This window comes from Enterobacter sp. 725m/11 (assembly GCF_011683705.1).
GTDB classification, from domain to species: Bacteria; Pseudomonadota; Gammaproteobacteria; order Enterobacterales; family Enterobacteriaceae; genus Enterobacter; species Enterobacter bugandensis.
Genome location: NZ_JAAQOK010000053.1, coordinates 1 through 20,511, shown reverse-complemented (window position 1 = coordinate 20,511; position 20,511 = coordinate 1). Strand labels below are relative to the sequence as shown.

The window sequence follows — 20,511 nt, the reverse complement described above, 5'->3', positions numbered from 1 at the left end:
GTTCCTCATAACCCTGCTTTCAAACTTGCTTCGATAAATTGGTCCAGGCTGCCGTCCAGCACCGCCTGCGTGTTGCGGGTTTCAACCCCGGTACGCAGGTCTTTGATGCGGGAGTCATCAAGGACGTAAGAACGGATCTGGCTGCCCCAACCGATGTCGGACTTGTTGTCTTCCATCGCCTGTTTCTCAGCATTTTTCTTCTGCATCTCCAGCTCATAAAGCTTCGCTTTCATCTGCTTCATGGCCTGGTCTTTGTTCTTATGCTGGGAACGGTCGTTCTGGCACTGTGTTACCAGCCCGGTTGGAATGTGGGTAATACGCACCGCAGATTCCGTACGGTTAACGTGCTGACCACCCGCGCCGGACGCGCGGTAAACGTCAATACGCAGGTCCGCCGGGTTAATTTCGATATCGATATCTTCGTCAACTTCCGGGTAAACAAACGCGGAGCTGAAGGAAGTATGACGACGGCCACCGGAGTCAAACGGGCTCTTACGCACCAGGCGGTGAACGCCGGTTTCGGTACGCAGCCAGCCGTAGGCGTAGTCGCCAATGATCTTGATAGTGACGGATTTAATACCGGCCACTTCACCTTCAGACTCTTCGATAATTTCGGTTTTGAAGCCGCGCGCTTCCGCCCAACGCAGATACATACGCGTCAGCATGCTGGCCCAGTCCTGCGCTTCGGTACCGCCAGAACCTGCCTGAATATCGAGATAGCAGTCAGCGCTGTCGTATTCGCCGGAGAACATGCGACGGAATTCCAGCTGTGCCAGCTTCTCTTCCAGCCCGTCGAGTTCTGCCACGGCTTCGTTAAAGGTTTCTTCGTCGTCGGCTTCGACGGCCAGCTCCAGCAAACCGGAAACGTCTTCCAGCCCCTGAGCCATTTGATCTAACGTATCTACGATAGCTTCGAGAGAGGAACGCTCTTTACCCAGCGCCTGTGCGCGTTCAGGTTCGTTCCAGACGTCCGGCTGTTCCAGCTCGGCGTTTACTTCTTCAAGACGCTCTTTCTTGGCATCGTAGTCAAAGATACCCCCTAAGAACGTCAGAGCGCTCCGTGAGGTCCTGAATACGGTTTTTTACCGGATTAATTTCAAACATGGTCTGTTTTCTTTTATGGACTTGTCAAAATGCGGTGATAAGAGCGGGATTGTACCGAATCCACGCCCTTTTTTATAGAGATTACTGCCGCTAAATTGGCCAGATATTGTCGATGATGATCTGAAGGGTGCGGTTACCGCGAAACTCGTTGATATCCAGTTTGTACGCCAGCTCGACCTCGCGCACGCCGTTGTCTGGCCAGATGGAGGTGTCAACGTTGAAGGCGATGCCATCCAGCAGCGGTCCGCCGCCCATCGGCTCAACCATCACTTTCAGGTGACGTTCGCCGACGATACGCTGCTGCAGCAGGCGGAATCGCCCGTCGAACAGCGGTTCCGGGAACATTTGCCCCCATGGACCGGCATCGCGCAGCATCTGCGCGACCTCCATCGTCATTTCGGAGACAGACAGCTCACCGTCAGAGACCACTTCGCCCTGCAGCAGCGCCGGGTCAATCCACTCGGTGACCAGCTCGCCAAACAGGCGCTGGAACTCGTCGAACTTTGCCTCTTCCAGCGACAAACCTGCCGCCATCGCGTGGCCGCCGAACTTAATCATCAGGTTCGGATGAAGCGTGTCGAGACGCTCCAGCGCATCGCGCATGTGCAGCCCCTGAATCGAACGGCCAGAGCCTTTCAGCGTGCCGTCGCCCGCAGGCGCAAACGCGATCACCGGGCGGTGGAAGCGCTCTTTAATGCGCGACGCCAGAATGCCGACCACGCCCTGATGCCACTCGGGGTGGTACATTGCCAGCCCGCCCGGCAGCGTATCGCCGCTGCGCTCAAGTTTTTCGCACAGGGTCAGCGCTTCGGCCTGCATCCCCTGCTCAATCTCTTTACGGGTCTGGTTCAGGGCGTCCAGCTCGTTGGCCAGCACGCGCGCTTCGCCGATGTTGTCGCACAGCAGCAGCGCCACGCCGACGGACATATCGTCCAGCCTTCCGGCAGCGTTCAGACGCGGCCCGAGGGCAAAGCCCAGGTCGCTTGCCGCCAGCTTAAGCGGATCGCGGTTGGCAATCTCCAGCAGCGCCTTAATTCCGGGACGGCACTTGCCCGCGCGAATACGGCTTAAGCCCTGCCAGGTCAAAATGCGGTTATTGGCATCAAGAGGTACCACGTCCGCCACGGTGCCCAGCGCCACCAGGTCGAGGTATTCGGCCAGGTTTGGAACGGCAATGCCGCGGGATTCGAACCAGCCCTTATCGCGTAAGAGAGTACGCAACGCCAGCATCAGATAAAACGCCACGCCCACGCCGGCGAGGGATTTCGACGGGAAATCGCAGTCGCGCAGGTTGGGGTTAATAATCGCTTCTGCTGCGGGGAGCGTATCGCCGGGCAGGTGATGATCGGTGACCAGCACCGGGATCCCCAAAGTGTGAGCATGATCGACGCCCGCATGGGAGGAGATCCCGTTGTCGACGGTCATGATCATCTGCGCACCGCGGGCATGGGCCTGATCGACCACCTCCGGGCTGAGGCCATAGCCGTCTTCAAAGCGGTTCGGCACCAGATAGGTGACATTATCGCAGCCCAGCGCGCGCAGGCTGAGCACGCTCAGGGCGGTGCTGGTTGCGCCGTCGGCGTCGAAATCCCCTACCACCACAATGCGCGTTCCCTCACGCAGCGCGTTGTAGAGCATTTCGGTAGCTTTCTCGATACCGTTCAGCTGCTGCCAGGGCAGCATCCCTTTCACGCTGCGCTCAAGATCCTCTGCGCGACGCACGCCGCGGCTGGCGTAGAGGCGCTTTAGCAGCGGCGGGAGATCGTCCGGTAAATCAACGTGTTCAACCGCCTCGCGGCGGCGCAATTTGATGGGGGCTTTCACGCGAATTATTTACCACCAAACTGTTTCTGGTGCGCGTCGAGAAACTCTTTCATCTCTTTCGGTCCCTGATAGCCCGGAACAACATAGCCGTTACTCAGGACAATCGCTGGCGTACCGCTCACGCCAAACTGCACGCCCAGCGCGTAGTGGTTAGCAATGTCGATGTCGCAGGAGGCAGGCTTAACGTCTTTACCGTTCATCGCGTCATCAAACGCTTTGTTGCGGTCTTTGGCACACCAGATCGCTTTCATGTCCTGCTCTGGCTTGCTCTGTACGCCTGCGCGCGGGAAGGCCAGGTAACGCACGGTAATGCCCAGCGCGTTATAGTCTTTCATCTGTTCATGCAGCTTGTGGCAGTAGCCACAGGTGATGTCGGTGAAGACGGTAATCACATGTTTTTCCTGCGCCGCTTTATAGACGATCATCTCTTTTTCGAGCGCGTTCAGGTTTTTCATCAGCAGCTGGTTGGTGACGTTCACCGGCTGCGCGCCGCTCACGTCGTACAGCGGTCCCTGAATAAAGTGTTTGCCATCTTCGGTGACGTACAGCACGCCGCTGTTGGTCAGTACGGTTTTCATACCGGCAACCGGCGCAGGCTGGATGTCGCTGCTGGTGACGCCAAGCTTAGCCAGAGACTGTTTGATGGCGGCGTCATCCGCATGGGCGAAGCCGGTAAATGAGGCTGCCAGCAGGGTGAACAGCACGAAAGACTTTTTCATAATTGATCCTGTTACAATTTGTCGGCACTCACGCACGAGGGTGGTGCTGTTGGTGTAGCTGCCGCAGGCGTTCCGTCGCGACATGGGTGTAAATTTGCGTCGTTGAAAGATCGCTGTGTCCCAGCAGCATCTGCACCACGCGTAAATCTGCGCCGTGGTTTAACAGATGCGTCGCGAAGGCGTGACGCAATACGTGCGGCGAAAGCTTTTCACTGTCGATACCCGCCAGTGTGGCGTAATGCTTGATGCGATGCCAGAACGTTTGTCGCGTCATCTGCTGCGCGCGCTGGCTCGGAAACAGGACGTCGATAGACGCGCCATTGAGCAGCCAGGGGCGGCCATGCTCAAGATACGTCTCCAGCCAGTAAACCGCCTCTTCTCCCAGCGGAACCAGCCTTTCCTTGTTTCCTTTACCGATGACGCGCACCACGCCCTGACGCAGGCTGATGTCGCTCATCGTCAGGCCAACCAGTTCCGAAACGCGCAAGCCGGTAGCATACAATAGCTCAAGCATGGCTTTATCGCGTAACTCCAGCGGCAGGTCAACAGCCGGTGACTGTAATAATCTCTCAACTTGTGCTTCGCTGAGATCTTTCGGCAGCCGCTGCGGGAGTTTCGGGGACGCCAGCAGCGCGCTGGGATCGTCTTCGCGAATCTTCTCCCGATAAAGATGCTGGAAAAGCCGACGCATTGCGCTGAGCAAGCGTGCAGAGCTGGTGGCTTTGTACCCCCCTTCTACGCGTTCAGCGAGCAGCGCCTGCAGGTCGTCGCTTTGCGCGCTCGCAAGCGATAGCTCCCGACGCGCCAGCCACTCCACCAGCATGGTGAGATCGCGCCGGTAGGCACTGAGGGTATTCTCGGCCAGATTTTTCTCCAGCCACAGCGCGTCGAGAAACTGTTCAACGAGTGCGAGATCCTTTTCCACATCAGCCCCTTTGATTTTGCAGTCAGGCCATTATGCCTGATTGCGACCGGTTTCTGGTACACTACGCGCAAAGTCATAGCAAGAATTGAGATAGTTACGCGATGAATATTGGTCTGTTCTATGGTTCCAGCACCTGCTACACCGAAATGGCGGCGGAGAAAATTCGCGACATCATTGGCCCGGAACTGGTGACGTTGCATAACCTGAAAGATGACGCGGTCGCCTTGATGGAGCAGTACGATGTGCTGATTCTGGGCATCCCAACCTGGGACTTTGGTGAGATACAGGAAGACTGGGAAGCCATCTGGGATCAGCTCGATTCAGTCAATTTCGACGGTAAAATTATTGCGATGTACGGCATGGGTGACCAGTTAGGCTACGGCGAATGGTTCCTGGACGCACTCGGCATGCTGCACGATAAACTGGCACCAAAAGGGGCGGCGTTTATCGGCTACTGGCCAACCGAAGGGTATGAATTCACCAGTAAAAAGCCGATTATTGCCGACGGCGAGCTGTTTGTCGGGCTCGCGCTGGATGAAACCAATCAGTACGATCTCAGCGACGAGCGCCTGCAGGCCTGGTGCGAGCAGATCCTCGGCGAAATGGCAGAAAAATTCAGCTAACGCGCGTTACTCCTGCGTCGGCTGTTGCAGCAACATCCGGCGCAGATCCCGCCATTCTGATGCGTCCATACTGTCCGCCGCCAGCCACAGGTGCTGGCAACGTCCGCCCCCCACTTTGCGTAACCGTAGCATCATCCCGGCGTTAAGCATCCAGGGCACACCGAGAATATCCCACTCTTTTCCCTGCCAGCGCAGGCGGGAATCCATCAACAGCTTGATCTCGCCCTGACGCGCGTTAATGCGACGCTGGCTGCGTACGCTGTCAAAAACAACAAACGAAAGTAATAGCAGCCACAGCGGCGTATAGCTGAGCGGCCACGGCATGAGTAAAACGATGGCCGCAACCAGCCCGTGGAGCAATAAAGACATCCACTGCGAGCGCCACGAGACGCGAAGATCAGATTGCCACAGGACCACGTTCCCGATTCCGTGTTTGAATTAATTGCACCATCCGTTGCAACTCGGTGTCGGCGGGTTTGCCGTGGTTCATCAGCCAGTTGAATAAATCCGGATCGTCAGACTCAAGCAGGCGAACAAACAGACGCTTATCATCATCGCTTAAGCTGTCGTACTCATATTCGAAGAAAGGCATGATGGAAATATCAAGTTCACGCATTCCGCGACGGCATGCCCAGTGAATACGGGCCTTGTTGTTAATATCCATGTTCAGTTTCCTGCATTACGTTTGGCACAGTCGGTACCCCGTTTTCTGTTCTTAATTTCTCTACGGGGACACCAGCTAGTGTAACGTGTTTTTGACCGTTTCATTACTGGAATATTGCGTTTGACGAGCAGGCTTCCAGAATTATCCCTACATAGACAGCGGATTACGCTATTTTGCGTAGCGTTACGCATAACCCGTTTATGGCACAAATGGTCTGCTGAAAGCGCTTGCAATGCCTGCAGGCTCTTTTACCATTAGGCATTATCAAAGCGTTAAGCAATTCAGGATACCGTTATGGCCTTTACACCATTTTCTCCTCGCCAGCCCGCCGCCTCTGCGCGTCTGCCGCTGACGCTTATTTCTCTTGATGACTGGGCGCTGGCAACCCTCTCCGGCGCCGACGCCGAAAAATACTTGCAGGGTCAGGTGACTGCGGATGTTGCGCAGTTGACTGAACACCAGCATCTGCTGGCCGCGCACTGCGATCCTAAGGGCAAAATGTGGAGCAACCTGCGTCTCTTCCGCCGTCAGGACGGTTTTGCCTTTATTGAGCGCCGCAGCCTGCGCGATGCGCAGCTCAAAGAACTGAAAAAATACGCGGTCTTTTCCAAAGTCACCATCGCCCCGGACGACGAACATGTTCTGCTGGGCGTGGCGGGCTTCCAGGCGCGTGCGGCGCTGAAAAACCTGTTTGCTGAACTGCCGGATGCAGAAAAACAGGTGGTCAGCGAGGGCGCGACTTCCATCCTGTGGTTTGAACACCCGGCAGAGCGCTTCCTGTTAGTCACGGATGCCGCAACAGCCGAACGCGTGACCGAGGCGCTGCGCGGCGAAGCGCAGCTCAACAACAGCCAGCAGTGGCTGGCGCTGAACATCGAAGCGGGTCTGCCGGTAATTGACGCAGCCAATAGCGCGCAGTTTATTCCTCAGGCAACTAACCTGCAGGCGCTGGGGGGAATCAGCTTTAAAAAAGGCTGCTACACCGGTCAGGAAATGGTCGCGCGTGCAAAATTCCGTGGGGCAAACAAACGCGCGTTGTGGACACTGGCAGGCCATGCCAGCCGCGTACCGGAAGCAGGAGAAGACTTAGAACTGAAGATGGGCGACAACTGGCGCCGCACCGGTACCGTGTTAGCCGCAGTCCAGCTGGACGATGGCCGTCTTTTGGTACAGGCTGTAATGAACAACGACATGGAAGCGGACAGCGTGTTCCGCGTGCGCGACGACGCGAATACGTTGAGTATTGAGCCGCTACCGTATTCACTGGAAGAGTGATGCTCTATCGCCCGGTGGCGCTGCGCTTACCGGGCCTACGGGTGCAAATCCAGGTCGGGTAAGGCGAAGCCGCCACCCGACAACAAACTAAACCTGCCCCACGTACAAATAAATCGCCAAAAAGTGGCACACGCTGCCGCCCAGCACAAAGCCGTGCCAGATGGCATGGTTGTATGGGATGCGCTTGCAGACGTAGAAAATAACGCCCAGCGAGTAGACCACACCGCCCACCGCCAGCAGCGTTACCCCGCCGACCGCCAGCTTAATCGCCAGCTGATACACCACAATCAGCGACAGCCAGCCCATCGTCAGATAGGTGACCAGCGACAACACTTTAAACCGGTGCGCAATGGTCAGCTTAAACAGGATCCCCAGCAGCGCCAGGCTCCAGATAACAATCATCAGGCCGCGCGACAGCGGTGAGTTTAGCCCCACCAGCAGGAAAGGCGTATAGGTACCCGCAATCAGCAGATAGATAGCGCAGTGGTCAAATTTCTTAAGCCATATTTTGGCCCGCTGATGCGGAATCGCGTGATAGAGCGTCGAGGCCAGGAACAGCAGGATCATACTTCCGCCATACAGGCTATAGCTGGTAATGGCCATCGCGCTGGCATTGGTATCCACCGCCTGTACCAGCAATAACACTAAACCGACAATCCCAAACACCAGGCCAACGCCGTGGCTAATGCTGTTGGCTACTTCCTCAGCCAGCGAATATCCCTGTGCGATTAATGGTCTGCTCGCCATACTAAACTCCGGGAAAACTAAAGATGATTATTCATCGCATGACTATGCTAACTGAGAATGATTCCAGTGAACACCTGTTAGCTAAAATAATTTTAAAGTAAATTTTTACAATAAAAATCAAACACATAAATAAATAATTCACCTGACATTTGTTCACATAAAAATTTAAGCGTTACTAATCAATGACATAAAATTGGCTCCTGCCGTCTGGCTGCATGATATGATGGATAAATGAGGTCTGAATGAGAGTTTTGCCACTGTGAGTATGTTCACCCACTCCGCCATTGCCAGTCTCAATAACCTGGAAATGATGGTCTACAACTATGTCATCAAAAACCGGGACAAAGTGATGTACATGACCATCCGCGAGCTGGCGGATGCGGCCGGCGTCTCAACCACCACTATCCTGCGCTTTTGCCGCAAGCTCAACTGTGAAGGGTATTCTGAATTTCGCGTGCGCTTTAAGCTCTATCTTGAGCAGAACGAGCCCCAGCAGGCGAATTTCGGCGCCAGCGAAATTATCAGATTCTTTAAAAGCGTGAATAATGAAGAGTTCGACGCGCTATTAAATGACGCGGTAAATATCATTTTGTCTTCCGAGCGAATTATATTTGTCGGGGCGGGCACGTCAGGCTCTTTGGCCAAATATGGTGCACGCTTCTTTTCAAATATTGGTAAATTCAGTAATCATATTGATGACCCTTATTTCCCGGTCACCAATGATATGGCTAAAAATGCGCTGGCGATTGTGCTCTCCGTCTCGGGCGAAACCGAGGAGATCCTGCGCTTCGCCAGCCAGTTCAGCCTGCATCACTGCAAGGTGCTCTCTATCACCAGCCACGAGCACTCGCGCCTGGCAAAACTGGCGGACTTTAATCTCTCCTGGCACGTTCCCCAGACGCGAATTGGCGGCGTCTACGATATCACCACGCAAATTCCCGTCATTTATATTCTGGAATCTCTCGGACGCAAGCTGGCGAAAAAACTGACGGAATAAAACACCCTGTTTTTTCGATGTGACAAATCACAATTTTCGCAAATTGTTATATCGTGACATTCAATTTCGCTTTGCTAGACTCAATGCCAATAAGCCATTTATTGAGAATAGCAGCGATGAAAAAAATAACCTTAGCGAAAGATTTTTTATGGGGCGGCGCTGTTGCCGCTCATCAGGTTGAAGGCGGCTGGAACAAAGGCGGCAAAGAGCCAAGCATTTGCGACGTGCTGACCGGCGGCGCGCACGGCGTGCCGCGCGAAATCACGCAGGAGGTGGTGCCGGGTAAATACTACCCAAACCACGAAGCCATCGACTTCCACGGCCACTATAAAGAAGACATCAAGCTATTTGCCGAGATGGGCTTCAAGTGTTTCCGTACCTCTATCGCCTGGACGCGCATCTTCCCGAAAGGTGACGAAACGCAGCCAAACGAAGAAGGGCTGAAGTTTTACGACGACATGTTCGATGAGCTGCTGAAGTACAACATCGAACCGGTGATCACCCTCTCCCACTTCGAAATGCCGCTGCACCTGGTGCAGGAGTATGGTAGCTGGACCAACCGCAAAGTGGTCGATTTCTTCGTGCGCTTCGCGGAAGTGGTGTTTGAGCGCTACAAGCACAAGGTCAAATACTGGATGACCTTCAACGAAATCAACAACCAGCGCAACTGGCGCGCCCCGCTGTTCGGCTACTGCTGCTCGGGCGTGGTCTACACCGAACATGACAACCCGGAAGAGACCATGTACCAGGTGCTGCACCATCAGTTTGTGGCCAGCGCCCTGGCGGTGAAAGCCGCGCGCCGCATCAACCCGGAGATGAAAGTCGGCTGCATGCTGGCGATGGTGGCGCTCTATCCGTTCTCCTGCAAGCCTGAAGACGTGATGTTCGCCCAGGAATCCATGCGCGAGCGCTATGTCTTTACCGACGTCCAGCTGCGTGGTTACTACCCGTCCTACGTGCTGAACGAGTGGGAGCGCCGCGGCTTTTCCATCAAAATGGAGGCGGGCGACGAGCAGATCCTGCGTGAAGGTACCTGCGACTACTTAGGCTTCAGCTACTACATGACCAACGCGGTGAAGGCGGAAGGCGGCACAGGTGACGCCATTTCCGGCTTCGAAGGCAGCGTGCCGAACCCGCACGTGAAGGCGTCCGACTGGGGCTGGCAGATTGACCCGGTGGGCCTGCGTTATTCCCTGTGCGAACTGTACGAGCGTTACCAGAAGCCGCTGTTTATCGTTGAAAACGGCTTCGGCGCCTACGATAAGGTGGAAGAAGACGGCAGCATCAACGATGACTATCGCATCGACTACCTGCGTGCCCACGTGGAAGAGATGATCAAAGCCGTCACGCATGATGGCGTGGATCTGATGGGCTATACGCCGTGGGGCTGCATCGACTGCGTGTCGTTCACCACCGGTCAGTACAGCAAGCGCTACGGCTTTATCTACGTCAACAAGCACGACGACGGCACGGGCGACATGTCGCGCTCCCGTAAGAAGAGCTTCGAGTGGTATAAAGGCGTGATTGCCAGCAACGGCGAGAAACTTTAACGCTGGGCGCCATTACGCTTGATCCCCTCTCCCCTTTGGGGAGAGGGTTAGCATGAGGGGTTTACTTCCCGCCAGCCAGCTCGATAAAACTGCCCGTCACGTAAGACGCCTTCTCGCTCAGCAGCCAGACAATCGCCTGCGCCACCTCTTCCGGCTGGCCGCCGCGCTGCATCGGCAGTAACGATTTCACGCGATCCACTCGCCCCGGCTCTCCGCCGGAAGCATGGATATCGGTATAAATCAGCCCAGGCCGCACGCAGTTCACGCGGATACCCTGCGCCGCCACCTCCAGCGATAGCCCGGTTGACAGCGAATCAACCGCGCCTTTGGAAGCAGCGTAATCGACATACTCACCCGGCGCGCCCAGACGAGACGCGGCGGAAGAGACATTCACAATCGCCCCGCCCTTGCCGCCATGCTTGATGGACATGCGTTTCACCGCTTCACGACAGCAGAGAAAGTAGCCCGTGACGTTGGTCGCCAGCACGCGGTTAATGCGCTCTGCGGACAGATTTTCAATGGTGGATTGCTCAAACAGAATGCCTGCATTATTGACCAGCGCGCGAAGCGGCTCACCTTCACGATCGATGCTGTCAAACATCGCCAGCACCTGAGCTTCATCGCTGATGTCCGCACGCACGGCAAACGCTTTACCGCCGGCCTCAACGATCTGATTGATAACATCCGTCGCGGCTTTAATGTTGTGGTGATAGTTCACCGCCACGGTGTAGCCTTCACGTGCCAGCTGCAGCGCGGTGGCTTTCCCAATGCCCCGGCTCGCGCCGGTGACCAGTGCAATTGCCATTCACAACCTCCAGATAAAAAAAAGCCGGGTGGCGCTTACGCTTACCCGGCCTACAGTATGGCAAATAATTACTGGTATTCGCTCATCGGCACGCAGGAGCAGAACAGATTACGGTCGCCGTAAACGTCATCAAGACGCTTCACGGTCGGCCAGTATTTGTTTGCCACGCCTGCCGGGAAGACCGCCAGCTCGCGGGAGTAACCGTGGTTCCACTCTGCCACCATCTCGTGCTGGGTGTGCGGGGCGTTGACCAGCGGGTTATCTTCCAGCGTCCATTCGCCGTCCTGCACGCGGTCGATCTCCATGCGGATGGCCAGCATCGCGTCGATAAAGCGGTCCAGCTCGGCTTTGCTTTCAGACTCGGTCGGCTCCACCATCAGCGTCCCCGCAACCGGGAACGACATGGTTGGCGCGTGGAAGCCGTAGTCGATCAGACGCTTGGCGATATCCAGCTCGCTGATGCCGGTCTGCTCTTTCAGCGGACGAATATCCAGAATGCACTCGTGCGCCACGCGACCGTCGCGGCCGGTATAGAGCACCGGGAAGGCGGACTTCAGGCGAGTCGCAATGTAGTTGGCGTTCAGAATAGCCACCTGGCTCGCCTGCTTCAGCCCTTCCGCGCCCATCATGCGGATGTACATCCAGCTGATTGGCAGGATTGATGCGCTACCGAACGGTGCCGCAGAGACCGCGCCCTGACGGGTCAGCATGCCTTCAATCTGCACCACGCTGTGGCCCGGCACAAACGGCGCCAGGTGCGCTTTCACACCGATTGGTCCCATGCCCGGGCCGCCACCGCCGTGCGGAATGCAGAAGGTTTTATGCAGGTTCAGGTGCGACACGTCCGCGCCGATAAAGCCCGGAGAGGTAATGCCCACCTGAGCGTTCATGTTCGCGCCGTCGAGGTATACCTGACCGCCAAACTGGTGCACCACTTCGCACACTTCACGGATGGTCTCTTCGTACACGCCGTGGGTGGACGGGTAGGTCACCATGATGCAGGAGAGCTTGTCGCCCGCCTGCTCGGCTTTCGCACGCAGGTCGGCCAAATCGATGTTGCCGTTCTTATCGCACGCGACCACCACCACTTCCATGCCCGCCATCTGGGCTGAGGCCGGGTTGGTGCCGTGGGCGGAGCTTGGGATCAGGCAGATATCGCGGTGGCCTTCGTTACGGCTTTCGTGATAGTGACGGATCGCCAGCAGGCCCGCGTATTCACCCTGCGCGCCGGAGTTCGGCTGCATGCAGAGCGCGTCATAACCGGTCAGCTTCACCAGCCAGTCTGAAAGCTGGTTGATCATCATGTGATAGCCTTCCGCCTGTTCTGGCGGGCAGAACGGGTGCAGTTCGGAGAATTCAGGCCAGGTAATCGGGATCATCTCTGCCGCAGCGTTCAGCTTCATGGTGCAGGAGCCCAGCGGGATCATCGCCTGGTTCAGCGCCAGATCCTTGCGCTCCAGAGAGTGCATATAGCGCATCATCTCGGTTTCGCTGTGATAGCGATTGAACACCGGGTGAGTCAGGATCGCGTCATTGCGCAGCATGCTTTCCTGAATGGAGCGGCTGTCGAGCGCGACCTCTTTGTCGAGCGTATCAACGTCCAGACCGTGAGCGTCGCCCAGCAACACGCTGAACAGGTTCAGGATATCGTCGCGAGTGGTGCTTTCATCCAGCGTAATGCCGACAGCGTTGTGGATGTCGCTGCGCAGGTTGATTTCTGCTGCATTCGCGCGCGCCAGCACGGCGGCTTTGTCTGCCACTTCCACGCACAGGGTGTCAAAGTAGTGCGCGTGGCGCAGCTTGAGGCCCTTCTGCTGCAGGCCGCAGGCCAGAATATCGGCCAGGCGGTGAATGCGGCTGGCAATGCGTTTCAGGCCAGCCGGACCGTGGAACACCGCATACAGGCTGGCGATGTTTGCCAGCAGTACCTGGGAAGTACAGATGTTGGAGTTCGCTTTCTCGCGGCGGATATGCTGCTCGCGGGTCTGCATCGCCATGCGCAACGCGGTATTACCGGCAGCATCTTTTGACACGCCAATGATACGGCCTGGCATGGAGCGTTTGAATTCATCTTTCGCGCCGAAGAACGCCGCGTGCGGGCCGCCGTAGCCCATCGGCACGCCGAAGCGCTGCGCGGAGCCGAATACAATATCCGCGCCCTGTTTGCCCGGCGCCGTCAGCAGCACCAGCGCCATAAAATCGGCGGCAACGCTGACAACCACTTTGCGGGATTTCAGCTCGGCAATCAGCGCGCCGTAGTCGTGAACTTCGCCGGTGGTACCCACCTGCTGCAGCAGCACGCCGAAGACGTCCTGGTGATCCAGCACTTTGTCGGCGTCGTCGACGATCACCTCAAAGCCGAAGGTTTCTGCACGGGTGCGCACCACGTCCAGCGTCTGCGGATGCACGTCCGCCGCCACGAAGAAGCGGTTAGCATTTTTCAGCTTGCTTACGCGTTTTGCCATCGCCATCGCTTCGGCAGCGGCGGTCGCTTCATCCAGCAGAGAGGCGGAAGCGATATCCATACCGGTCAGATCCAGCGTCACCTGCTGGAAGTTCAGCAGCGCTTCCAGACGCCCCTGGGAGACTTCTGGCTGATAAGGGGTGTAAGCGGTGTACCAGCCCGGGTTTTCCAGCATGTTGCGCAGGATAACCGGCGGTAACTGCACGTTGGTGTAGCCCATGCCAATGTAAGACTTATAGCGCTTGTTGAGGCCTGCAATAGCCTTCAGCTCCGCCAGCGCGGCGAACTCCGTGGTGGCTTCCCCTACCTGAGGCGGCGTGGCAAGCTGGATGTCTTTTGGCACAATCTGGCCGATCAGTGCGTCTAATGAATCCGCGCCAACCGTCTTCAGCATCTCCTGCTGTTGCTGAGCATCCGGCCCAATGTGACGTTCAATGAAGGCGCCACGGTTTTCAAGCTGGCTTAAAGTCTGTGTCATGAGCGATGGTTCCTGATACGTGCAGTGAATCGTAGTTATCTGTAACGCTGTTGCCCGGTGGCGCTACCGCTTACCGGGCCCTGTAGGCCGGATAAGCGCAGCGCCATCCGGCACAACGTTATTCGTCTTCCAGTAGTGCTTCGTACGCGGTTGCATCCAGCAGCGCGGCAACTTGCGATTCGTCGCTGGCTTTGATCTTGAAGATCCAGCCGCCTTCATAAGGCTCGCTGTTGACCAGTTCTGGCGAATCGCTCAGCGCGTCGTTGACCGCAACAATCTCACCGCTTACCGGTGCATAGATGTCAGACGCCGCTTTTACGGACTCCGCCACGGCGCAGTCGTCGCCCGCGCTAACGGTCGTGCCCACGTCAGGCAGGTCAACAAACACCATGTCGCCCAGCAGCTCTTGCGCGTGCTCGGTGATCCCTACGGTGTAAGTGCCGTCCGCCTCTTTGCGCAGCCACTCGTGTTCTTTGCTGTATTTCAGTTCTGCTGGCACATTGCTCATTGAAGTTCTCCTGATAAAAATAGTTAGGCGACCGGCTTACCGGCGCGAACAAAAATCGGTTTGGTCACGTGGACCGGCATTTCGCGGTTGCGGATTTGCACTACCGCCGTTTCGCCAATGCCTGCCGGCACGCGAGCCAGTGCAATACTGTAGCCCAGCGTCGGGGAGAAGGTACCGCTGGTGATCACGCCTTCGCGATGATTGCCGTCAGCATCGGTAAAGCGCACCGGCAGCTCGCCGCGCAGCACGCCTTTTTCCTTCATCACCAGGCCAACCAGCTGGTCGGTACCCTTCTCGCGCTGCATCTCCAGCGCTTCACGGCCAATAAAATCACGGTCAGCCGGTTCCCACGCGATGGTCCAGCCCATGTTGGCCGCCAGCGGAGAGACGCCTTCATCCATTTCCTGACCGTAGAGATTCATCCCCGCTTCCAGACGCAGCGTATCGCGCGCGCCCAGGCCCGCAGGCTTCACGCCCGCTTCTACCAGCGCACGCCAGAAATCGGCAGCTTTCTCGTTCGGCATCGCAATTTCGTAGCCCGCTTCACCGGTATAGCCGGTGGTGGCGATAAACAGATCCCCCGCCTGCACGCCGAAGAACGGCTTCATGCCTTCGGTGGCGGTGCGCTGCTCGTCGCTGAACAGAGACGCGGCTTTTGCCTGCGCGTTCGGCCCCTGCACGGCGATCAGCGACAGATCGTCACGGACGGTGATGTCGACGGCATAAGGTTCGGCGTGTTGGGTGATCCAGGAGAGGTCTTTTTCGCGGGTGGCGGAGTTTACAACGAGGCGGAAGAAATCTTCGGTGAAGTAGTAGACGATAAGGTCATCAATCACGCCGCCCGAGGCATTCAGCATGCCGGTATAGAGCGCTTTGCCCGGCGTCTTCAGTTTGGCGACGTCGTTTGCCAGCAGATAACGCAAAAACTCCCGGGTGCGGCTACCGCGCAGATCGACAATCGTCATGTGGGACACGTCGAACATACCGGCATCGGTGCGCACCGCGTGGTGCTCATCAATCTGCGAGCCGTAGTGCAGCGGCATCATCCAGCCATGGAAGTCCACCATGCGGGCGCCGCATAACACGTGCTGTTCGTACAAAGGAGTCTGTTGAGCCATCTTGTCCTCGTTGAAAAATTCACCGTGAAACCCGGTATCGGCCTCGTTCCCGAATGCCGACGCAAACGTTCTCTTTTACCTGAACTTACCACCGAAACCGGCGGTTAACCATAAGGTAAAACGGGTCATCACATTAGCTTATGACCAAAAAACGCTGAAAAGCCTACAGAGTTATTCACTGGAAAAATGCGATTAACCCCGCACAAAATTAACAATGATCTAACAGGATTTAGCACATGGTGATATTTCGTGCGGAAAAACGGGCCGAATTTCCGTCACGTAAAAATCACGACATGAGAATAACTAATGCGAAAAATGGCGTGGAATTAGAATATTTCAAACGAGGGGATTTCCCCGACGCAGAGGCCGGGAAAATAAAGTGTGACGGGGATCGAGGTTAGCGTAACCAGTCGGGAAGATCGTTAAGACCCATTGCCTGACGAAGAAGTTGAGGTTTGACGCCGGGAAGGGTGTCGGCCAGCTTGAGGCCGATATCGCGCAGCAGTTTTTTCGCCGGATTTGCCCCGGCAAACAGCTCGCGGAAGCCCTGCATTCCTGCCAGCATCATCGCCGCACTGTGCTTGCGGCTGCGCTCGTAGCGACGCAGATACAGATGCTGGCCGATATCTTTACCTTCACGGTGCAGGCGACGCAGTTCTTCCACCAGTTCCGCCGCGTCCATAAAGCCGAGGTTAACGCCCTGCCCGGCCAGCGGATGAATGGTATGGGCCGCATCCCCCACCAGCGCCAGGCGGTGCGCGGCAAACTGACGCGCGTAGCGGCCGGTTAACGGGAAAACCAGCCGCTCGCTTTCAAGCGTGCACAGGCCAAGGCGGTTATCAAACGCCACGCACAGCGCCTGGTTAAAGGCCTCCGGCGTCGCATCCTGCATCTGCTGCGCTTTCTCCGGCACCAGGGACCAGACAATCGAGCACAGGTGCGGATCGGCAAGCGGCAGGAACGCCAGTATGCCGTCGTTGTGGAAAATCTGCCGCGCAACGCCGCCGTGCGGCTCTTCAGTACGGATCGTTGCCACCATCGCATGATGGCGGTAATCCCAGTACGTTAGCGGGATATCAGCCTTGTTGCGCAGCCAGGAGTTAGCGCCGTCGGCACCGACCACCAGACGCGCGGTCAGCATGTCGCCGCTTTGCAGGGTGATAAACGCCTCGTTTTCGCCCCAGGCCACCTGCTGGATCTGCGCAGGCGCAACCAGCGTCACGTCGCTGCACTGCTCTGCTTTCTGCCACAGCGCGTGGTGGATCACCGCGTTTTCAACGATGTGCCCCAGATGGCTATAGCCCATGCTTTCATCATCAAAGGCAATATGGCCAAAGCTGTCTTTGTCCCACACTTCCATGCCGTGATAGCAGCTGGCGCGCTGGGCGACGATATCTGACCAGACGCCGAGACGCGTCAAAAGCTTTTCGCTGGCCGCGTTAATCGCCGACACGCGGAGTTCCGGCGGAGCATCTGATGCGACAGGCTGGGGCTGCTTTTGCTCCAGCACGGCCACGCGCAGGCCACTGCCCTGTAATCCACAGGCCAGCGCCAGCCCAACCATTCCGCCGCCAACGATGGCAACATCAACATTTTGCACAGTGATAACTCCTTAACGCGCGACCCAACCCAGGGTCCGCTGCGCCAGCACGTCACGTGCCGGAATGAACAGTTCCATCGCCATCAGCCCGAGGTTGCGACCAACAACCAGCGGCGCCCAGCGATTGGCAAAGAGATGGACTAAACCATCGGTGACGCCAATTGTCGCCTCTTTATCGGCCTGACGTCGCGTCTGGTAATGGCTTAGCACCGGGTAAGCGCCACAGTCTTTTTGTTCGCTCCACGCCTGCGAAAGCGTTTCGGCCAGGCTCATCACATCCCGCAGGCCGAGGTTAAAGCCCTGCCCGGCGATGGGGTGGAGGGTTTGCGCCGCGTTGCCGACCAGCGCCACGCGGTGAGAAACAGACTGTGATGCCGTGGTTAACGACAGCGGATAGACCGCACGCTTCCCGGCATGGGTAATACGCCCCAGCCGCCAGCCAAAGGCTTTCTGCAGCTCGGTACAAAAACGTTCGTCGGACCAGGATTTAACCTCTTCGGCCTTTTCCTGCGGGTGGCACCAGACCAGCGAGCAGCGCCCGCCCGTCATCGGCAGCATCGCCAGCGGGCCGTGCTGGGTGAAGCGCTCAAACGCCCGGCCGTTGTGTTCTGCTGCGGTCGAGACGTTCGCGATGACCGCGACCTGCCCGTAAGGCTGCTGCCGCCACTCTACGCCGCACTGGGTGCCGAGCGCCGAGCGCGACCCGTCAGCCGCCACCAGAAGCTGTCCGTCAAGCACGGTGCCATTGTCCAGCGTTACGCTGACCGCGTCTTCACTGCGGGTGAAGCTGGCAACGCGTGCCGGGCAGTGCAACGTGACGCCCGGCGCGTCCTGCAACAGGCGGAACAGGCGCAGGCCAATATCGTGCAGTTCAACAACCTGACCCAGCGCGTCAATACGGTAATCATGGGCATCCAGCGTCACAAACCCGGCATGACCGCGATCGCTCACGTGCACGGTATTAATGGCGGTAGCGCAGTCGGCGATGGCCTGCCAGATGCCAATGCGGGATAGCTGCTGGCAGGTGCCCTGCGCCAGGGCAATGGCGCGGGAATCAAACCCAGGGTGATTCTTCGCCTGCGGCGCGACGGCTTCAACCAGATGCACCGGAAGCTGCCCCTTCGTCAAATGCGAGATGGCTAACGCCAGCGTGGCGCCAGTCATGCCGCCGCCAACGATAATCACGCTCATACGCGCGCCGCTGCCATCAGCGCCTCGATATCATCCGCTTTTTTCACCACGCTCGCGGTCAGGTTTTCGTTGCCGGTTTCGGTGATGACGATGTCGTCTTCAATACGAATGCCAATTCCGCGGTATTCCTCTGGCACGTCGGCATCCGGCGCGATGTACAGGCCCGGCTCGACGGTCAGCACCATGCCCGGTTCAAGCACGCGCGAACGTTCAGGGCCGTACGCACCCACGTCGTGCACGTCCAGCCCCAGCCAGTGGCTCAGGCCGTGCATAAAGTACGGGCGGTGAGCATTCTCGGTAATCAGGGTATCGACATCCCCTTTGAGGATCCCAAGCTTAACCAGCCCGGTAATCATGATGCGCACCACCTCACCGGTCACTTCCTGAATGGAGGTGCCCGGGCGATACAGCGTCAGCGCCGTCTCGAGAGATTCGAGAACGATGTCATAAATCGCCCGCTGCGCTGGCGAAAACTTGCCGTTCACCGGGAAGGTACGCGTGATGTCGCCCGCGTAGCCCTGATATTCGCAACCGGCGTCAATCAGCACCAGATCGCCGTCGCGCAGCGCGCTTTCGTTTTCGGTGTAGTGCAGAATGCAGCCGTTTTCCCCGCCGCCAACGATGGTGTTATAGGAGGGATAACGCGCGCCGTGGCGGTTAAATTCGTGGTGAATTTCGCCTTCCAGCTGGTATTCAAACATTCCGGGACGACATTTTTCCATCGCGCGGGTGTGCGCCAGGGCGCTGATTTCGCCCGCACGGCGCAGCACGTTCAGCTCTTCTTCAGATTTGAACAGACGCATCTCGTGCACCACCGGACGCCAGTCCGTGAGGGTTGCGGGCGCGGACAGGTTCTGCCGCGAGCCTTTACGCAGTTTTTCCAGCGCGTTGAAAACAATCTCATCGGCGTAGGCGTATTCGCCCTGCGCGTGGTAGAGCACGTCGAGGCCATTAAGCAGCTGATAGAGCTGCTGGTTGATTTCGCTAAACGCCAGCGCGCGGTCAACGCCCAGCTTTTCCGGGGCGGCCTCTTGCCCTAAGCGGCGGCCAAACCAGATCTCAGCGGTTAAGTCTCGTACGCGGTTGAAAATCACGCTGTGGTTGTGGGTGTCATTGCTCTTAATCAGCACCAGCACCGCTTCCGGCTCGTTGAAGCCGGTGAAGTACCAGAAATCGCTGCTCTGGCGATAGGGGTATTCGCTGTCGGCGCTGCGCGTCACTTCCGGCGCGGCAAAAATCAGCGCCGCGCTTCCCGGCTGCATGTTTGCCAGCAGCGCCTGACGACGGCGCAAATACTCTTGTTGCGAGATAACCATGACACCCTCCTGTGCGTTATTTTTCTTAATGTAAGGTTGGCTTGCGAACTTCCGGCGCGGTCGGCTGCGAGCGCGTAAAGTTGTCGTGGCACAGCAGCGCCGCCACGCGCACGTACTCGATGATCTCTTCGAGAGACATTTCCAGCTCTTCCTGATCTTCCTCTTCATCGTAGCCAAGCTGGGCGATGTTGCGCAGATCGTCAATCGCTTCACCCGCTTCGCCGGTGACTTTATCAAGCTTAGGCTGGGTGACGCCCAGGCCAAGCAGATAGTGGTTTACCCACCCCGCGAGCGCATCGGCGCGATCGAAGACGCTGACATCGTCGCCTTCAGGCAGATAAAGCTGAAAAAGGAAGCCATCGTCTTCCAGCGAATCGCTGGTTGCCGCGTGCATTTTTCGCAGCGCTTCCGCCAGTTCGTGGCCAAACGCCAGCCCTTCGTTGGTGAGGTCGTGGATCAGCGGCTGCCATGAGCTGTCGCTGTTTCCGCCGCACAGTATGCCGCTGATCAGACCGTGCATTTCGGCAGGGGTAAGACCGACTCCCTGCTGGTTCAGTAACTGGTTTAAATCCTTGTAACCAGGCATTTCGTTCTGTATAGACA

19 protein-coding genes are annotated in these 20,511 nt (G+C 57.3%); 4 read left to right on the top strand and 15 right to left on the bottom strand.

Annotation, left to right across the window (positions count from 1 at the left end; genetic code table 11):
- Window positions 1-5 precede the first annotated feature (5 nt).
- The 4 genes from prfB to xerD form a co-directional block, all read right to left on the bottom strand.
- A protein-coding gene (gene prfB / locus HBA26_RS19075) for a peptide chain release factor 2 (protein WP_100170824.1) occupies window positions 6-1,104 on the bottom strand; the annotation gives its coding sequence in 2 pieces (ribosomal slippage) (window positions 6-1,028 and window positions 1,030-1,104; 1,098 coding nt in all).
- Window positions 1,105-1,194: 90 nt separating this feature from the next.
- Complete coding sequence (gene recJ / locus HBA26_RS19070) at window positions 1,195-2,928, bottom strand: single-stranded-DNA-specific exonuclease RecJ (RefSeq protein WP_126344932.1); 1,734 nt, start codon at window positions 2,926-2,928, stop codon at window positions 1,195-1,197.
- Window positions 2,929-2,933: 5 nt separating this feature from the next.
- Window positions 2,934-3,647 carry a bifunctional protein-disulfide isomerase/oxidoreductase DsbC gene (dsbC, locus tag HBA26_RS19065; RefSeq protein WP_028014319.1) on the bottom strand — a complete coding sequence of 238 codons (714 nt, stop codon included), beginning with the start codon at window positions 3,645-3,647 and terminating at the stop codon, window positions 2,934-2,936.
- Window positions 3,648-3,675: 28 nt separating this feature from the next.
- Entirely contained in the window at window positions 3,676-4,572 is an 897-nt protein-coding gene (xerD, locus tag HBA26_RS19060) for a site-specific tyrosine recombinase XerD (RefSeq protein WP_028014320.1), read from the bottom strand.
- Window positions 4,573-4,673: 101 nt separating this feature from the next.
- Here xerD and fldB point away from each other — a divergent pair, with 101 nt between their 5' ends.
- Entirely contained in the window at window positions 4,674-5,195 is a 522-nt protein-coding gene (fldB, locus tag HBA26_RS19055; protein WP_028014321.1) for a flavodoxin FldB, read from the top strand.
- A gap of 6 nt (window positions 5,196-5,201) precedes the next feature.
- On the opposite strand, the gene HBA26_RS19050 is transcribed toward fldB, so the two are convergent.
- On the bottom strand, window positions 5,202-5,612 hold the full coding sequence (locus tag HBA26_RS19050; RefSeq protein ID WP_028014322.1) for a protein YgfX: 411 nt from the start codon (window positions 5,610-5,612) through the stop codon (window positions 5,202-5,204).
- On the bottom strand, window positions 5,593-5,859 hold the full coding sequence (gene sdhE, locus HBA26_RS19045) for an FAD assembly factor SdhE (RefSeq protein WP_010435322.1): 267 nt from the start codon (window positions 5,857-5,859) through the stop codon (window positions 5,593-5,595). Before sdhE ends, HBA26_RS19050 begins: the two co-directional genes overlap by 20 nt.
- Window positions 5,860-6,153: 294 nt before the next feature.
- On the opposite strand from sdhE, the gene ygfZ reads away from it, so the two are divergent.
- Window positions 6,154-7,134 carry a tRNA-modifying protein YgfZ gene (ygfZ, locus tag HBA26_RS19040; protein WP_028014323.1) on the top strand — a complete coding sequence of 327 codons (981 nt, stop codon included), beginning with the start codon at window positions 6,154-6,156 and terminating at the stop codon, window positions 7,132-7,134.
- An 87-nt stretch (window positions 7,135-7,221) separates the two neighbouring features.
- Here the strand turns inward: ygfZ and HBA26_RS19035 are convergent, their stop codons facing one another.
- Entirely contained in the window at window positions 7,222-7,881 is a 660-nt protein-coding gene (locus HBA26_RS19035) for a hemolysin III family protein (protein ID WP_028014324.1), read from the bottom strand.
- A gap of 265 nt (window positions 7,882-8,146) precedes the next feature.
- Here HBA26_RS19035 and HBA26_RS19030 point away from each other — a divergent pair, with 265 nt between their 5' ends.
- Window positions 8,147-8,878: a MurR/RpiR family transcriptional regulator gene (locus HBA26_RS19030; RefSeq protein ID WP_126345023.1), complete on the top strand. Its 732-nt coding sequence runs from the start codon at window positions 8,147-8,149 to the stop codon at window positions 8,876-8,878.
- Window positions 8,879-8,994: 116 nt separating this feature from the next.
- On the top strand, window positions 8,995-10,428 hold the full coding sequence (gene bglA, locus HBA26_RS19025) for a 6-phospho-beta-glucosidase BglA (RefSeq protein WP_126344931.1): 1,434 nt from the start codon (window positions 8,995-8,997) through the stop codon (window positions 10,426-10,428).
- Window positions 10,429-10,489: 61 nt separating this feature from the next.
- Here the strand turns inward: bglA and HBA26_RS19020 are convergent, their stop codons facing one another.
- From HBA26_RS19020 to HBA26_RS18985, 8 genes are all read right to left on the bottom strand, one after another.
- Complete coding sequence (locus HBA26_RS19020; protein WP_126344930.1) at window positions 10,490-11,233, bottom strand: SDR family oxidoreductase; 744 nt, start codon at window positions 11,231-11,233, stop codon at window positions 10,490-10,492.
- A 68-nt stretch (window positions 11,234-11,301) separates the two neighbouring features.
- Entirely contained in the window at window positions 11,302-14,175 is a 2,874-nt protein-coding gene (gcvP, locus tag HBA26_RS19015) for an aminomethyl-transferring glycine dehydrogenase (protein WP_041908353.1), read from the bottom strand.
- A gap of 118 nt (window positions 14,176-14,293) precedes the next feature.
- Window positions 14,294-14,683 carry a glycine cleavage system protein GcvH gene (gene gcvH, locus HBA26_RS19010; RefSeq protein WP_008499718.1) on the bottom strand — a complete coding sequence of 130 codons (390 nt, stop codon included), beginning with the start codon at window positions 14,681-14,683 and terminating at the stop codon, window positions 14,294-14,296.
- 23 nt (window positions 14,684-14,706) lie between these two features.
- Window positions 14,707-15,801 (bottom strand): glycine cleavage system aminomethyltransferase GcvT, encoded by a 1,095-nt coding sequence (gcvT, locus tag HBA26_RS19005; protein ID WP_088204240.1) that lies wholly within the window; start codon window positions 15,799-15,801, stop codon window positions 14,707-14,709.
- A gap of 397 nt (window positions 15,802-16,198) precedes the next feature.
- A complete protein-coding gene (gene ubiI, locus HBA26_RS19000) occupies window positions 16,199-17,401 on the bottom strand; it encodes an FAD-dependent 2-octaprenylphenol hydroxylase (protein ID WP_047364506.1) in 1,203 nt (400 codons plus the stop codon).
- Window positions 17,402-17,413: 12 nt separating this feature from the next.
- Window positions 17,414-18,592 (bottom strand): 2-octaprenyl-6-methoxyphenyl hydroxylase, encoded by a 1,179-nt coding sequence (gene ubiH, locus HBA26_RS18995; RefSeq protein WP_041908350.1) that lies wholly within the window; start codon window positions 18,590-18,592, stop codon window positions 17,414-17,416.
- Window positions 18,589-19,902 (bottom strand): Xaa-Pro aminopeptidase, encoded by a 1,314-nt coding sequence (pepP, locus tag HBA26_RS18990; RefSeq protein ID WP_028014332.1) that lies wholly within the window; start codon window positions 19,900-19,902, stop codon window positions 18,589-18,591. The genes ubiH and pepP overlap by 4 nt, the downstream gene beginning before the upstream one ends.
- Window positions 19,903-19,933: 31 nt before the next feature.
- A partial coding sequence (locus tag HBA26_RS18985; RefSeq protein ID WP_166720984.1) for a YecA family protein occupies window positions 19,934-20,511 on the bottom strand: 578 nt, incomplete at its 5' end.

Bases quoted from the DNA above. Each gene is read 5' to 3' on its own strand.
- ygfZ (WP_028014323.1), top strand. From the start codon at position 6,154: ATGGCCTTTACACCATTTTCTCCTCGCCAGCCCGCCGCCTCTGCGCGT.
- fldB (WP_028014321.1), top strand. From the start codon at position 4,674: ATGAATATTGGTCTGTTCTATGGTTCCAGCACCTGCTACACCGAAATG.
- sdhE (WP_010435322.1), bottom strand. From the start codon at position 5,859: ATGGATATTAACAACAAGGCCCGTATTCACTGGGCATGCCGTCGCGGA.
- HBA26_RS19030 (WP_126345023.1), top strand. From the start codon at position 8,147: ATGTTCACCCACTCCGCCATTGCCAGTCTCAATAACCTGGAAATGATG.
- ubiH (WP_041908350.1), bottom strand. From the start codon at position 18,592: ATGAGCGTGATTATCGTTGGCGGCGGCATGACTGGCGCCACGCTGGCG.
- bglA (WP_126344931.1), top strand. From the start codon at position 8,995: ATGAAAAAAATAACCTTAGCGAAAGATTTTTTATGGGGCGGCGCTGTT.
- HBA26_RS19035 (WP_028014324.1), bottom strand. From the start codon at position 7,881: ATGGCGAGCAGACCATTAATCGCACAGGGATATTCGCTGGCTGAGGAA.
- gcvH (WP_008499718.1), bottom strand. From the start codon at position 14,683: ATGAGCAATGTGCCAGCAGAACTGAAATACAGCAAAGAACACGAGTGG.
- gcvT (WP_088204240.1), bottom strand. From the start codon at position 15,801: ATGGCTCAACAGACTCCTTTGTACGAACAGCACGTGTTATGCGGCGCC.
- gcvP (WP_041908353.1), bottom strand. From the start codon at position 14,175: ATGACACAGACTTTAAGCCAGCTTGAAAACCGTGGCGCCTTCATTGAA.
- dsbC (WP_028014319.1), bottom strand. From the start codon at position 3,647: ATGAAAAAGTCTTTCGTGCTGTTCACCCTGCTGGCAGCCTCATTTACC.
- HBA26_RS19020 (WP_126344930.1), bottom strand. From the start codon at position 11,233: ATGGCAATTGCACTGGTCACCGGCGCGAGCCGGGGCATTGGGAAAGCC.